General features: G+C 66.5%; 17 protein-coding genes. 10 read left to right on the forward strand and 7 right to left on the reverse strand.

The window, feature by feature from the left end; genetic code table 11:
* Positions 1 to 20 precede the first annotated feature (20 nt).
* A complete protein-coding gene (locus ACYU98_RS11790) occupies positions 21 to 707 on the forward strand; it encodes an NUDIX hydrolase (RefSeq protein ID WP_460468414.1) in 687 nt (228 codons plus the stop codon).
* 21 nt (positions 708 to 728) lie between these two features.
* Here ACYU98_RS11790 and ACYU98_RS11795 read toward each other — a convergent pair whose 3' ends face one another.
* Together ACYU98_RS11795 and ACYU98_RS11800 are read right to left on the reverse strand one after the other, a co-directional pair.
* Positions 729 to 1418: a Type 1 glutamine amidotransferase-like domain-containing protein gene (locus tag ACYU98_RS11795; protein WP_460468415.1), complete on the reverse strand. Its 690-nt coding sequence runs from the start codon at positions 1416 to 1418 to the stop codon at positions 729 to 731.
* A gap of 38 nt (positions 1419 to 1456) precedes the next feature.
* Positions 1457 to 1852: a hypothetical protein gene (locus ACYU98_RS11800; RefSeq protein WP_460468416.1), complete on the reverse strand. Its 396-nt coding sequence runs from the start codon at positions 1850 to 1852 to the stop codon at positions 1457 to 1459.
* 246 nt (positions 1853 to 2098) lie between these two features.
* On the opposite strand from ACYU98_RS11800, the gene ACYU98_RS11805 reads away from it, so the two are divergent.
* The gene (locus ACYU98_RS11805; RefSeq protein WP_460468417.1) at positions 2099 to 2365 is read left to right on the forward strand and encodes a GntR family transcriptional regulator; all 267 of its coding nucleotides are present in this window, start codon (positions 2099 to 2101) and stop codon (positions 2363 to 2365) included.
* Between the two features lie 91 nt (positions 2366 to 2456).
* Here ACYU98_RS11805 and ACYU98_RS11810 read toward each other — a convergent pair whose 3' ends face one another.
* Positions 2457 to 3440 carry a LacI family DNA-binding transcriptional regulator gene (locus tag ACYU98_RS11810; RefSeq protein ID WP_460468418.1) on the reverse strand — a complete coding sequence of 328 codons (984 nt, stop codon included), beginning with the start codon at positions 3438 to 3440 and terminating at the stop codon, positions 2457 to 2459.
* Positions 3441 to 3555: 115 nt separating this feature from the next.
* Here ACYU98_RS11810 and ACYU98_RS11815 point away from each other — a divergent pair, with 115 nt between their 5' ends.
* From ACYU98_RS11815 to ACYU98_RS11830, 4 genes are read left to right on the forward strand one after another with little or no spacing between them, the layout of a single operon-like run.
* The gene (locus ACYU98_RS11815; RefSeq protein WP_460468419.1) at positions 3556 to 4428 is read left to right on the forward strand and encodes an ABC transporter substrate-binding protein; all 873 of its coding nucleotides are present in this window, start codon (positions 3556 to 3558) and stop codon (positions 4426 to 4428) included.
* Entirely contained in the window at positions 4425 to 5510 is a 1086-nt protein-coding gene (locus ACYU98_RS11820) for an amino acid ABC transporter permease (RefSeq protein ID WP_460468420.1), read from the forward strand. Before ACYU98_RS11815 ends, ACYU98_RS11820 begins: the two co-directional genes overlap by 4 nt.
* A 9-nt stretch (positions 5511 to 5519) precedes the next feature.
* Positions 5520 to 6263, forward strand: coding sequence for an amino acid ABC transporter ATP-binding protein (locus tag ACYU98_RS11825; protein ID WP_460468421.1), 744 nt, complete (start codon positions 5520 to 5522; stop codon positions 6261 to 6263).
* Positions 6260 to 6961, forward strand: coding sequence for a type 1 glutamine amidotransferase (locus tag ACYU98_RS11830; protein WP_460468422.1), 702 nt, complete (start codon positions 6260 to 6262; stop codon positions 6959 to 6961). Before ACYU98_RS11825 ends, ACYU98_RS11830 begins: the two co-directional genes overlap by 4 nt.
* Before the next feature lie 87 nt (positions 6962 to 7048).
* On the opposite strand, the gene ACYU98_RS11835 is transcribed toward ACYU98_RS11830, so the two are convergent.
* Together ACYU98_RS11835 and ACYU98_RS11840 are read right to left on the reverse strand one after the other, a co-directional pair.
* Positions 7049 to 7477: a hypothetical protein gene (locus ACYU98_RS11835; protein WP_460468423.1), complete on the reverse strand. Its 429-nt coding sequence runs from the start codon at positions 7475 to 7477 to the stop codon at positions 7049 to 7051.
* A complete protein-coding gene (locus tag ACYU98_RS11840; protein ID WP_460468424.1) occupies positions 7474 to 7815 on the reverse strand; it encodes a cupin domain-containing protein in 342 nt (113 codons plus the stop codon). The genes ACYU98_RS11835 and ACYU98_RS11840 overlap by 4 nt, the downstream gene beginning before the upstream one ends.
* 94 nt (positions 7816 to 7909) lie before the next feature.
* On the opposite strand from ACYU98_RS11840, the gene ACYU98_RS11845 reads away from it, so the two are divergent.
* On the forward strand, positions 7910 to 8371 hold the full coding sequence (locus ACYU98_RS11845) for a nuclear transport factor 2 family protein (protein ID WP_460468425.1): 462 nt from the start codon (positions 7910 to 7912) through the stop codon (positions 8369 to 8371).
* Here the strand turns inward: ACYU98_RS11845 and ACYU98_RS11850 are convergent.
* Entirely contained in the window at positions 8368 to 9138 is a 771-nt protein-coding gene (locus ACYU98_RS11850) for an aminoglycoside phosphotransferase (protein WP_460468426.1), read from the reverse strand. The genes ACYU98_RS11845 and ACYU98_RS11850 overlap by 4 nt on opposite strands.
* Positions 9139 to 9162: 24 nt before the next feature.
* Here ACYU98_RS11850 and ACYU98_RS11855 point away from each other — a divergent pair, with 24 nt between their 5' ends.
* Positions 9163 to 10749, forward strand: a complete 1587-nt coding sequence (locus tag ACYU98_RS11855; protein ID WP_460468427.1) for an amidohydrolase — start codon at positions 9163 to 9165, stop codon at positions 10747 to 10749.
* Positions 10750 to 10902: 153 nt separating this feature from the next.
* Positions 10903 to 11349: a VOC family protein gene (locus ACYU98_RS11860; RefSeq protein ID WP_460468428.1), complete on the forward strand. Its 447-nt coding sequence runs from the start codon at positions 10903 to 10905 to the stop codon at positions 11347 to 11349.
* Positions 11350 to 11356: 7 nt separating this feature from the next.
* Here the strand turns inward: ACYU98_RS11860 and ACYU98_RS11865 are convergent, their stop codons facing one another.
* Positions 11357 to 11773: a hypothetical protein gene (locus tag ACYU98_RS11865; protein ID WP_460468429.1), complete on the reverse strand. Its 417-nt coding sequence runs from the start codon at positions 11771 to 11773 to the stop codon at positions 11357 to 11359.
* A 413-nt stretch (positions 11774 to 12186) separates the two neighbouring features.
* On the opposite strand from ACYU98_RS11865, the gene ACYU98_RS11870 reads away from it, so the two are divergent.
* Positions 12187 to 13251: a class I SAM-dependent methyltransferase gene (locus tag ACYU98_RS11870; RefSeq protein ID WP_460468430.1), complete on the forward strand. Its 1065-nt coding sequence runs from the start codon at positions 12187 to 12189 to the stop codon at positions 13249 to 13251.
* Positions 13252 to 13431: the final 180 nt, after the last annotated feature.

Here is a 13431-nt window from a genome sequence, read left to right on the forward strand (position 1 = left end):
ACTGACCTAATATGTTTGACGTGAGACTCACCTCCTGGATCGCCGCCGACATCGTTGTCCTCACCCTGTGCGGCGGGGAGCTCCATGTCGCGCTGGTCCGCCGGAAAGCCGCCGCGGCTCAGGGGGAGTGGGCGCTGCCGGGCGGATTCCTGCTCGAAGGGGAGTCCGCCGAGCAGGCCGCCCATCGGGAGCTGCGCGAGGAGGTCGGACTCTCGCCGACCGACGTACGCCTCGAGCAGTTGGCCACCTACTCCAGCCCCGATCGCGACCCGCACCACGAGCAGCGGGTGATCTCGGTCGCCCACCTCGCGCTCGCCGCGAACCTGCCGGACGCGGTGGCCGGCACCGACGCCGACGCCGCGCAGTGGACGTCGATTGCGGACGTCCCCGAGCTCGCCTTCGACCACGCGCAGATCCTCGCGGACGGCATCGAACGCGCGCGCGCGAAGCTCGAATACGCCACCGTGGCAACGGCCTTCCTCGAACCGGAGTTCACGATGAGCGACCTGCGAAAGGTCTACGAGGGCGTGTGGGGCCAGAGCCTCGACCCGGCGAACTTCAACCGGAAGGTCCTGGGCACCGACGGCTTCGTGGTGGCCACCGGCGAGATGCGGCGTGGGCGCGGCCGACCGGCGGCCATCTACCGAGCGGGCACGGCGACGGTCCTCTCGCCGCCGCTGATCCGCTTCCCCGACGGAGTGAGATAACTCGTCCGGTTTCACCGACCGTCAGCGATGCAGCTCGCGGACCGGCAATCGCTCTTCGCCGTCGACCCCGACTCGCGCGACCACGCGGTCCGGCCGCTCACCGATCGCCTCGACGAACTGGCCGTCGCGCCAGACTGCGGCCGCGTAGTCGTCGATCGCGATGCCGGGTCGCAACTCGCCCTTCGCGACCCAGTCGAGATAGGCCGCCCGGCGGTGCTCCTCGCCGAGGTAGTGCGGACAAGCGCTGCCCGACAGGAAGCCGAGGCCGTCGTTGAGAGGGGCCAGCGCCCCAAAGGAGTCGGTGGAACTCTGCTCGAACCAGCAGTTCATCCCGGCGCTGATGCCGGCCAGAACGGTGCCGGCCGCGGCCGCTCGCCGCAGGATGTCCGGCAGCCCGTGCAGTCGCCAGACCGCCAGCAGGTTCGCGGTGGACCCGCCGCCGACGTAGATGAGGTCTTGATCGAGCAGGACTTCCGGGTCGCGATAGCCCCAGGGATCCATGCAGAACAGCGACAGAACGCTCGCCTGTCCGCGGCCGCGAAAGGCCGCCTCGAACCGATCGCTGTACGTGGCGCCATCACCGCTGGCGGTGGGAATGAAGCAGATCTTCGGGTCCGTCGCGCCGGTCAGCTCCAGCAGGTGGTCATCAATCGCGGAGGCCTCGCCCATGCTGAAGCCGCCGCCGCCCAGGGTCACGATCGTTGCGCTCATTCGGCGAGGCTACGTGACCGCGGCGCAACGCGATTGGCTCAGGCGCGACGTTCGGCGCGCAGATATCCGGTGATCGCGACGGCGATCACGAGAGCCCCGCCGACGATCCATCCGAGCGACGGAGCGCCCATCCAGAGAACGGCGCCGCCGACGCCGGCGAGCAGTCCCCACGCTGTGTGTCGGTAGCCGCCCGCGCCGAAGGCCACCGAGCCCGCCGCGGCGAGGGCGATCGCGGCGAGGATGAAGCAGGGCAGGAGCAGCACCGGCATCGGCCGCATCGCCGCGGGGTAAGCCGCGATGCTCAGCGGCGGAACTGCCCAGAGCAGGAAGGTCATCGCCAACAGCAGGCGCGAGTGATGGGTGACGACCGGGAGCAGGCGCACCGGTCGCGCGGCGTGGTTCACCGGGTGCGGGTTCTCGATCGCGATGGCCATGGCGACAGGGTGAACCATCGGAGGACCGTTTTCAAGACATGCCAAAATTTTTGGTTAAACCAAACAGCGCTCGGATTGCCGGTCTTACGCCCGCTCGGGTGAACGTTGGGAAGAAGTTGAACGCTTGACTTGATCGGTGTCCGGGCGCCTGTAATACTCGGAAATGCACCCGCTACTCGCGGGTAAATATCGATCGGTCGGTGCCGGGGTGGCCCGACCGCGCAGCTGGGGGGAGCCATTACCGCTATGACGATGCAGGCAACGATCACCTGGGATCACGCGACGATCGCCGCCGACCTCGGCCGCCGGATCGAGCAGGGCGAGTTCGCCCCCGGTCAGCCCCTTCCGGACATCTTCGAGCTCCAGCAGGACTACGGCGTACGGCTGCCGGGCGTCGTCCGCGCCGCGCAGCAACTGCTCGCGATGCGCGGGTTGGTTGACGTCACGCGGCGCCGGACTTTGGTCGTGCGCGCGAAGAGTTCGCGACCACGCTTCCTGGCTTCGACGCACTGACCGAGCCAGCCTCACTGCCGACGCTCAGGCCGTGGCCAGCGGGCGGAGGGGAGTCGCGTCGCACCCCAAGGTGGTAGCCGCTTCCGTCGGACTACTCCCGATTCGACCACACGAACTGACACGGCAGCACCACGTCGGCGACGTCGCCGCCCTCGATCAGCTCGACGAGGCTGCGTACGCAGGCGGCGCCGGTGCCGATGGTGTCGAACACCAGGTAGCCCGCGCCATTTCGGGCAGCGCGCGGCTGTTCGCCCATCATCGTGATGACTAGGTCGTCCGGCGCAGACGGTGCGAGCCGAGCCTTGACCGAGAGCGCGGCACTCCCGTACGTCTCGTTCAGGCAGTGGAGTCCATCGGCCCCGGCCGCGATCACCTCGGCCGCTGCCACTTCGGCCGACTCACCCACCGCTACCCGGCGGATCAGTGGGGTCACGCCATGTCCCTCGCACCAGCCGCGATAGAGATCCTCGGTGTCCAGTGTGTACGCGTCGAGGTCGGCTCCGCTGAGCAGTGCGGGGCGTTGTGCGCCGGCAGTGGCGAGGGCAGCCATCACCAGTCCCATGCCGGCAGTGATGTCGCTCTGGACAACGGGCACCCGCCGGCCGTGCAGCTCGATCGGTCGGCCGTTCGCCACCACGGGGATGTTCAACTGTGCGCATTGCGAAATTACGGGATCGTTGTGGACCGGGTCGACCACGATCATTCCGTCGATAGACACCGTTGACTTGCTGCGCCCGTCGGCGCCGAAGGGAACGGCCGCAACCGCGTGATCGTGTTCGACCGCCTCGATCGCGGCCCCCGCCACGACGGACCGGTAATAGGGCAGGTAGGTCTGCTGCCATTGGGTCGAATCCCGGTGTCGCACGGCGACGCCCAGAATTCTGCTGCGCCCCGAGGCGAGCGACTGCGCCGCTGCATTCGGCTGATAGCCGAGCTCGGCGGCGATCTGCTGCACCTTCGCGCGAGTCGCCGGGGCCACATCTCCCTTGTCATTCAATGCCCACGAGACGGTGGTGATCGAGAGGCCAGCGGCTCGAGCGACATCGCGAATGCCCACTCGCCGAGACTTCGCCATCGCCAATTCTCCCGTCTTGAGCGGAAACGCTTGACGAACTCTAACCGACTAGTGCACGCTTCCCGCATCCGGACTAAACCGTTTTGGGAAAGTCCCTTCCGAGAGGAATGCCGACATGGGTCTGGCGAAAATCCTGGGGGCCGCGCTGGCGGCTGGCACGCTGGCGGCTTCAGTCGCGGGCTGTGGTTCCGACTCCGGTGGCAAGTCCACCGCCGCTTCCTTCGGCAGCTGCACGGTGTCGGGCAAGGCTGGCGAATTCAAGCTCAACACAATCACCGACGACACCCTCACCATCAAGGCTGACCTGCCCGCCGCGGGTTGGTTCGACGGCGACACCGTGGCCAAGATCAACAGTGGCTACGAATACTGCATGGCCGCCGACATCGCCTACCGGTCAGGCTTGCACCACATCAAACTGATAAATACCTCGTTCGATCAGCTGGTCTCCGGCCGAATGACCGGCTATGACCTGTCGCTCAACGAAATCTCCATCACACCCGAGCGACAGAAGGTCGTCACCTTCTCCGACCCCTACTACGAATCGACCATCGGGGTTCTGGTTAAGAAAAACAGCGACGTCACCGCCGCTAACCTCCGTGGCAAGAAGATCGGTGTCAAGCAGGGCACCGCAGCCCAGCAGTGGGTCACTGACACGCTGAAGCCGACCGGCGGGGTCAGTGTCTTCCCAGGTGATACAGAAGCACTCGCGGGGGTCCAAGCGGGCCGAGTCGACGCCTACCTGCAGGACACCGCCATCCAGCTCGGACAGGCGAAGAAATCCAACGGTGTGGTGAGCGTCGTTGGCCAATATCGCAGCGGCCAGAGTTATGGCGCGATGTTCCCCAAGGGCTCCACCAATGTCGCGACCTTCAACAAGATCCTCGCCCAGCTGAAGTCGGACAAAACGCTGGAGAAGCTGAGCCAGACCTACCTCGGCCCAGCATTCGGTGGTGACCCCGCCAAGGTGCCCAGCTGGAACGTCTCGTGACGACGGCGCTGGAGAAGCCGGCGCCGGGGCACCAGATTGAGCTGTCTGCGACCGTCGCGGCAGCGGGGGCCGCGGCGGTCGCGTTGACCATCGCGGCCGTCTGGGCGACCGCCTGGAGCTTGATCTCGGCGTCATCGACGTCCGGTGCCTGGGCCAAGGTCTTCCTCGGCGTGGCAATCGTCGCGGCGCTCGCGGTCTTGCTCCTGCTCCGCCCAGCGATCGCCGCCTTCAACGAACTCAGGCAGGCCCACGGGGCGCTTCAGATGGCCGACTTCGTGAAGGCACGAGCGTTTCGTGCGCGGTCTCGTACGTCGGCCGCCGTTGCCCTTGGCGGGTCCGTCGCGGTCCTGTGTTTGACCGCGCTGATGGTCTTCCTGTTGGCCAACAATCACGCCGTCCAGGACACTTTCCTGCAACCGCGCATGCTGCAACGCAGCTGGTTGGACACCACGAAGGCGTTCGGCACCAACCTGTTCATCGCAGTCATCGCCGAGCTGCTTGTGCTCGGGTGGGGGCTGGTGCTGGCCATCGCCCGCTCGGCCCCGGGCCGCGCCGGCCGCCCGATCGCGATGCTGGCGAGGGTTTACATCGACGCGTTTCGCGCAGTGCCAGCGATCATCGTGATCTATCTGGTCGGATTTGGTTTGCCGCTGGCGGGGGTCCCGCTACTCAGCTCGCTATCGCCCACGTGGGCAGCGATCCTCGCGCTGGTCTTGACGTACGGAGCTTATGTCGCCGAGGTCTATCGGGCCGGCATCGAGAGCATCCACTGGAGCCAAACAGCGGCCGCCCGTTCGCTGGGTCTGTCGTACACCTCCACGATGCGCTTCGTGATCGTTCCCCAAGCCGTCCGCCGCGTCATTCCGCCGTTGCTCAACGATTTCATTGGGCTGCAGAAAGACACCGCGCTGGTCACTGTCATTGGCACAGTCGATGCGTTCACCCAGGCGAAGACCTACTCCAGCAACTACTTCAACCTGTCGTCGGTGACGATCGTTGCTGGCCTGTTCGTGTTGATCACCATCCCGCAAACGTTCTTCGTCGACCGCCTCATCGAGCGCGGCCGCCGCGGACAGCGATAGGAGACGCGGATGTCGTTTCTGAAGATTCAGGACGTCCATAAGGCATACGGTCTGACTCCGGTTCTGCAGGGGATCGATCTGGCCGTGGACCAACACCAGGTGGTCTGCCTGATCGGCGCTTCCGGTAGCGGCAAGTCGACGCTGCTGCGCTGCATCAACGGGCTGGAGACCATCGACCGCGGGCAGATCGTGCTCGACGGGGATGTCGTTTCGGGCGAAGGCATCGATGTCGACCGACTGCGGCGCGATGTCGGCATCGTCTTCCAGAGCTTCAACCTCTTCCCGCATATGACGGTGTTGCAGAACATCACCCTGGCGCCGCGGAAGGTGCGCGGGCTGTCTGCGGCTGAGGCGAACGATCGGGCCCACGAGCTCTTGGGCCGAATTGGGTTGGCAGAGAAAGCTGCTGCCTACCCAGACCAGTTGTCCGGTGGTCAGCAGCAGCGAGTGGCGATCGTCCGCGCGATGGCGATGGACCCGCGGGTGTTGCTGCTCGACGAAATCACCTCGGCGCTCGACCCCGAGTTGGTCGCTGGGGTGCTCGACATCGTGCGTGAGTTGGCCGCGGGCGGATTGACAATGGTGCTGGCCACGCATGAAATGTCCTTCGCTCGCGAGGTGAGCGATCAGGTCTGCTTCCTCGACGCGGGCGTTATTCATGAGAGCGGGCCGCCAGCGCAAATATTCGGCTCCCCCCACCAGCCGCGCACTCAGGAGTTCCTCAAACGCATTTTGGAGGCAGGTCGACTGTGACGGTGTTGGTAATTGAACACGAGAACGGCACCGGTGCGGAGTTCCTCGGCGAATGCCTGGAGTCCGCGGGTGTGCACCTGCAGGTGGCGCGGCCCTACCTGGGTGAGTCTCTGCCGGAACTCTCGCCGTACGCGGGGTTGATCGTGTTGGGCGGAACGGCCGGCCCGTACGAGGATGAGAAAGCCCCCTGGCTGCCCGCTACCCGAGCGTTGATGGGTAAGGCGCTGGCCGACGAGCTGCCGATGCTCGGTGTCTGCTTGGGCGGCGAACTGCTGGCGGTCGTTGCGGGCGGGTCGTGTCGAAGGGCGAGTGCGCCCGAGGTCGGGCTACACCCGCTGACCTGGACCGATGCGGCCGCCGACGATCTGTTGTTTCGCGGGCTGCCCGACGGAACGCCCACTGTCGAGTGGCACTGGGAAGAGATCGACACTCTGCCGCGGGAAGCGGTCGTGTTGGCCCGTACGGCGCAGTTCCCGCACCAAGCGTTCCGGGTTGGCCCGGCGGCGTGGGGGATGCAGTTCCATGTGGAGGTGCTCTCCCCGGTCGCTGCTCGGTGGGCGCGCTCGACTGCCGACGAGGTGTGCGCGGCCGGTCTCGACCCCGATGCGGTGGTGGCGGAGATCGCGCGTGCCGACCCGCAACTGCGCGTCGTGTGGGCGGATGTGGCCGGGCGCTGGGCAAAGTTGGTGTTGGGTTAAGCCCCCCGTTCCTCTCCGCGCCCCTGCGGACAAGTCGGGACCCGGGCGCGATGGTCGTTTCACCGCCGTTCACCCGCTGACCGTGGCTCAGACCGACGCGAGCGCCGCGATCCCGCCCGCGATCAGCGCAAGGAACTTCAACAGCTCGAGCGCGATGAACACGTGGTGGGCGCTGGAGCGCGGTGCGTCTTCGCCCGCCAGAACGGCGTTGGAGCGACGGGTGAGTTTGGGTCGTACGGCGACCAGCTGAACCACCAGCGCCGCGATCGCGATCGCGACGAAAACGACTGCCGCAGAACCCATGTCCCCGGTTGCGAGGGTGACGATCAGGGTGACCGCGATGACGGCTTCGACCGCATTCAGAACCCGGAAGACCAGCCGCCCGATGCTCAGACCGATCGGGATAGTGACCCCTGGAGCGCGGAACTTCACCGGTGCTTCGATGAACGAGATGCCGCCGACCAACCCGCTCCACCCGAACACCAGGGCGACGGTGGCGGCATCGGGCAGGTTCATTGGGTGTGGACGATGGTCAGGATCACGACCGCGTCGGTGAGGGCGTGCAGGCTGTGTCGGGTGAACGGGATCGTGACGTAGCCTCCGGCGTCGAGCGTCCATTCCTGCTTGTCGGCGACGAGGCGCACCTTGCCGGAGACGACCTGGAGCGTGGCTTGGCCGGGGTTCTCGTGTTCGGACAGTTCGCGGCCCGACGACAACGCCAGCATGACCTGGGTGAGGGACTTGTCCGGCGCCGCGTGGAGGACCTGGGTGTGTCGACCGCTGGAGGAGGAGGCGGCCGTGGCGAGGAGCTCGCGGCTCACCGTTCGGAGGTCGATCGGGGCGTTCGTGGTCATGGCAAACCTCTCTGGACTGTGCGCGGTCCTTTCAAGGTAGCCCCGCCCCGGACTACCGTCGATGGAGCCCACCCGTTCCACGAGAGGATCCGCCGTGACTGACGGTCGACCGCCCTTCCCCCCGTTCACCGCCGAGACCGCAGCGCAGAAGGTGCAGGCCGCCGAAGACGCCTGGAACAGCCGCGATCCCGAACGAGTGGCCGGCGCCTATACGCCAGATTCGGTGTGGCGCAACAGGGACCAGTTCGTCAGCGGTCGCGCCGAGATCGTCGACTTCCTCACCTCTAAGTGGGAGCGCGAGCAGGACTATGCGTTGCGCAAGAGCTTGTGGGCCTTCACCGGCAACCGAATCGCGGTGCGCTTCCAGTACGAGTGGCATGACGCCGCCGGGCAGTGGTGGCGCAGCTACGGTAACGAGCTGTGGGAGTTCACCGACGAGGGCCTGATGGCGCGCCGCGAGGCGAGCATCAACGACGTCGCGATCGCGGAGTCGGACCGGCGGATCACCGGCCCGCGACCGGAGAGTGAGCGCGGGGCGGACATCCCGCTGCGTTAACCGAGGGCGTACTCGTAGCGCCCGATGTCCGGTTCCAGGTCGCTGAGCATCCGGAACAACGCCGCGCGCAGCATGGCCTGGCGGGGCGCACCCTGTGTCCACTCGGCCAACACAGCCATGTCGGCGTCGAACCACATCACCGAGTCGAGCGTCCACACCGCCTCGGCCCACAGCTCGGGGCGCCAGTACGGCGCGACGTCGATGACGACCGGTGCACCTTCGCCGTCGAGCAGCAGGTTGCCGGCGAGGTCGCCGTGCACGAACCGGTCGGGCCCGAGGTCGGTGTCGTCGCGCTCCCTGCCGAGCTCGTAGGCGAGCGCTGGGGCGTCCTCAGGGATGTCGTGCTCGCCGAACGCGATCCGCTCGGCCCGGACCCAGCGGTTGTCGTGGTCGACGGCCCAGGTCGTGCCCGTACGGGTCAGTTCGGCGTGGAAGACCAGGCCGGCCGCGCGTACGGCCGCCAGGTCGGTGAGCACGGTCGCACCCGGCTCGAATCGCGTTGCGCCCCAACCCTCCACGGTCCAGTTCCCGTCCCGTGCGGGAACCGGCATGGCGACCCGTAGGTCGCGCGGGTGACGTCCGGAGCGGGTGTCGAGGTCAACGGCGAGGCGGGCGAGCACGGGACTGAGCGCGTCCTGCACCTTCGGATCGCGACCGGGGGAGAGCACCAGATCGCCGGCCCGGACGCTGTCGCCCTGGCCGCCGGGCAGGGGTTCGAGATCGCCCGGGACGGCGAAGAGGTCGAGGACGTGGGCGGTGGGGAGCATCGGATGAAGGCTACGGTCGATCGCATGGTTCCGCTTGATTTGGCGATCCTCGACACTCCCACCTGGACCGGCGACGCCGCCGCTCCCTGGACGAATGCCGTTGGCGTGCAAGGTGATCGGATCGTGGCGCTCGGCGATGAGGTGGCGCCACTGGTCGGTTCCGCGACACGGGTATTGCGGGGCGGGATGGCGCTCTCGGGCTTCCAGGACGCCCACGTTCACCCGCCCTTCGCCGGCCGCAACCTCCTGACCGTCGACCTGAACGACGTGATGAATCGGGAGGAGATCCTGGCGCGGATCGCGGCGTACGCCGAGGCCCACCCCGACGCTGAATGGATCACCGGTGGCGGGTGGGCGATGGAGGTCTTCGAGGGCGGGACTCCGAGCCGAGCCGACCTCGACGCGATCGTTCCGGATCGCCCGGTGTTCTTGCTGAACCGAGACGTCCACGGGGCGTGGGTCAACAGCGAGGCGCTGCGTCGCGCAGGGATCGACGCGTCGACCCCCGACCCGCCGGATGGGCGGATCGAGCGGCTGCCGGGCGGCAGGGAACCGCAGGGATCGCTGCACGAAGGGGCCGCGTACGCCTTCCAGGACGTCGTGGTTCCGGCACCCTCGACCGCCGACTGGAAGGCCGCGATCCTCGCCGCGCAAACCCACCTGCATTCGCTCGGCATCACCGGCTGGCAGGACGCGTGGGTCACGCCCGACACCCAGCGCGCGTACGAGGAACTGGCGGTCAGCGGGCAGCTCACGGCTCGCGTCGTCGGCGCGCTGTGGTGGGACCGGCACCGTGGTGTGGAACAGATCGAGGATCTCGTCGCGCGCCGGGATCGGTTCAGTCACAACAGATTCCGGCCAACGACGGTGAAGATCATGGTCGACGGGGTGATCGAGAATCAGACTGGTTCGCTGCTCCAGCCGTATTGCGGTCACGACCACAACGGTTTGATGTACGTCGACCGCGAGACCCTCCTGCCCGCCGTACGGGAGTTGGCGGGGCGCGGGTTTCAGGTGCACCTCCACGCGATCGGCGACGGTGCGGTCCGGTCCGCGCTGGACGCGGTCGAACAGGCGGGATCGGGGACCGACCTGCGCCACACGATCGCGCACCTGCAGATCGTGCATCCCGATGACCTCGCGCGGTTCGCGCGGCTCGGGGTGGTGGCGAACTGCCAGACCTACTGGGCGCAGAGCGAGCCGCAGATGGACGAGCTGACGATTCCGGTGATCGGTGACGAGCGCGCTGCGCAGCAGTATCCGTTCGCCACCTTAGATCGCCTCGGCGTGCGGCTGGCGATGGGCAGCGACTGGCCGGTGACGACGGCAAATCCGTTGGAGCAGATCGAGGTTGCGGTTCGTCGGGTCGATCCGGAGAACAGGTCAAACGCGCCTTTCCTGCCCGCCGAGCGACTGCCGTTGGAGGTGGCGTTGTCGGCCTTCACCGCCGGGTCGGCCTACGTGAACCACGACGACGAGGCGGGCGTGATCGCGGTGGGGCGGCGAGCGGACCTGGCTGTCCTGGACGCGAATGTGTTCGAGGTGGACTACGTCGCGGAGGCGAGCGTCGTGGGGACGGTTGCGGCTGGGCGGGTGGTTTTCGAGCGGTGATGCTCGGCTGAGGAAACGCGCTTGGTCGCGGTGCTGAATCCGCGCACCTTATCGACATCCGCGCGGCCTATAGGACGAGCAAATGTGGCTAAGGCGCGCGGATTTTCGGGCAAGCGACCGGGGTAGCCTCGAGAGCCCGACGAAGGAGCCGCCATGGCCGACGTACGCGCCGTTCAGATCACCTTCGACTGCGCCGATCCCGGCGCACAGAGCGAGTTCTGGTCGGCGGTGCTGGGCTATCGCCTCGACCCGCCGCCGCCCGGCTTCGCCAGTTGGGACGAGGCGCTCGAGGCATGGGGCGTTCCGACGGAGCACCGCAATGATCGATCGGCGGCCAGCCCGCCCGACGGCGGCAGTGGCCCGAGGCTGTTCTTCCAGAAGGTGCCGGAGGGCAAGACCGCGAAGAACCGGGTGCATCTCGACGTACGAGCGGCGCCGGGCCTGTCCGGCGACGAACGGATGGCGGCGCTGGGCTCGGAGGCCGAACGGTTGGTGGCGCTCGGGGCGAATGTCGTACGGCGGGTTGAGCCGGACGGGCGGATGGAGACGGGATTCATCTGGATGGAGGATCCGGAGGGGAATGAGTTCTGCCTGGACTGAGGAGTCCTCAGCTTCGATGCATGGTGAATAGCTGGGTGCCGGCGCCATCGAAGACGGCGGCATCGTTGTCACCGCTGAACGAGACATAGAGCGTCTCGGAGTTCGGAGGTTGGTTTACCGCAAGGGCGTAACGGTCATTGCTGTCCTTGGTGCTGCCCAGGCTGCAGGTCATGCCGCCACCGATGTCGAGCGGTTTCCCGTGGTCGTAATAGATGGCGCTGCAGTTGCCACCGTCGAGGAAGGTCTTGGTCTGACTGCCATCGCTTGGCGTCCATGAACCGGTCAGGCTGGGCGGGAGGCGCGGTCCTGTCCCGGATGGGAGGGACAACTGGGACAAGGTCGGCGTCGCCACGCCAACCAACGAAACTTGTGTCGTGACCAAACCCGACCCATGGCTCACCGGCCGCGACGCCAGCTGGCTCATCGCGGCGCCCCTTTCGCGGGAGGGGATGGTGCGGTTCGGACGAGGCCTCGCTGGCTGCCGCTACGGCGCCTCCTTCCAACGCGGCGGAAGTCCCGGAAACTGGGGACCGGTCAAGGGCACGAACAGCCTCGATCCAGGGCGCAGTGAACAGTACGTTTTTCTTGTCCGGGCTCCAGGGGGCCCGTGACGCGCTGACCAATCCACTGGAGATGGACGACGGCAGCTATGTGCTTCGAGGTCTTGGTTGACGACTCAACGACGAGATTTCCGGAACCTACGCAGACGCCTCGGCCCGCCCCCTGGATGGCCGGATCGGCACACGGAATGGAGAGTCCGATGTTTGACCGTTTGCGTGGGTTGGCGAGCCGTAACTTCTCGTCGGCCGGTAGCTCGACCTCGGCAGGTGGTTCGGCATGACCAACTCGATCCGCACTGCCGCGGGATCCAACCTCAGCGTTCGGCGGCACGCTTTCGACTACCTCGACCCTGCCGCCAATGAGAAGCAGGCCGTGATCCTCGAGGAATTGCGATTCCTCGAGGCGATGGCCGAGGGGTACTACGGGAGCGAGTCTGGACACCTGCGGAAACGTCGCAGTGGTATCGATTTCGCAAATCCAGCAACCGCTCGGCTGATCGCGCAGGCGCCGGCGGTGGAGCACTGGCTCTCTCTCGTGCCAACGGCGGCGGCCCTTGACCCTGCATACAACCCGGACTCTTTTTGCTTTCCCGGCGGTGTTCCGATTGATGAGGCCACCAGGGAGTGGCTGCGCAACAGCGCCGACGGCCAAGGAATACGTTCTCGCGCAGCCGTGATGCGAAAGGTGCTCCTCGAGGAAGTAGCGACGAGCACGGCCCCCACCCAGTGGCTGTCGCTTGCTTGTGGGGCGGCCCAACCAGTGCTCAGCACGATGGACGAGACTGCCGCGTCCGGGCATCCAGTTCCCAATGTCACGTTGGCAGACCTCGATAAGAAGGCGCTGCGGCTGGCGGTCACCTATGCGGTGAGGCACGGTCTTGCTGACCGGACTCAGACCGTGCGCGCGAACGTTCTCGATCGCCAGGGATTCGGGCGTCGCGGTTGCTTCCCAGGGGGAAGTCGACCGTCCCCCTGGCTGGGCGCATTCGATGCCGTCGACGCGGTGGGCCTCTTGGAGTATCTGAAAGCCGACGACTGGACGTACACCTACAACGGCATCATCAAGAGTAGAAAAGTGCTCGCCGGCGCCGTCACCTTTCTGCGAAACGCCTTCAGCTGCGTGAAGCCCGGAGGTCTGCTCCTCGTCGGCAACATGCTGGACACTCATCCTCAGCTCGGGTTCACCATGAATGTTCTCCAGTGGCCGCACATCCAGCCACGGTCGGTTCACGAGATGCTCACGATCTTTGGTGCAGCTGGCCTGTCTGGACAGCTGAACATATATCTGCCGAGTGACGGCGTGTACGCGGTATACGTCCTTCGAAAGAACGCTGACTACTGAGGCCGTGGTCGGAGAAGGCTCAGCGGCGGAAGTGCACCCAAGCACGTTGGCATCAAGGAGTTTGGTCGCTGGCGCGGCCACTGACCTGGCAATGCACCAGTTGCGTGCATTGAGCTAGTCCCGGCCATCGGCCGTGCGACGATGGCGGTCGCACGAGTCCGATACTGGCGCAAGGGGATT

The organism is Calidifontibacter terrae (assembly GCF_054778835.1).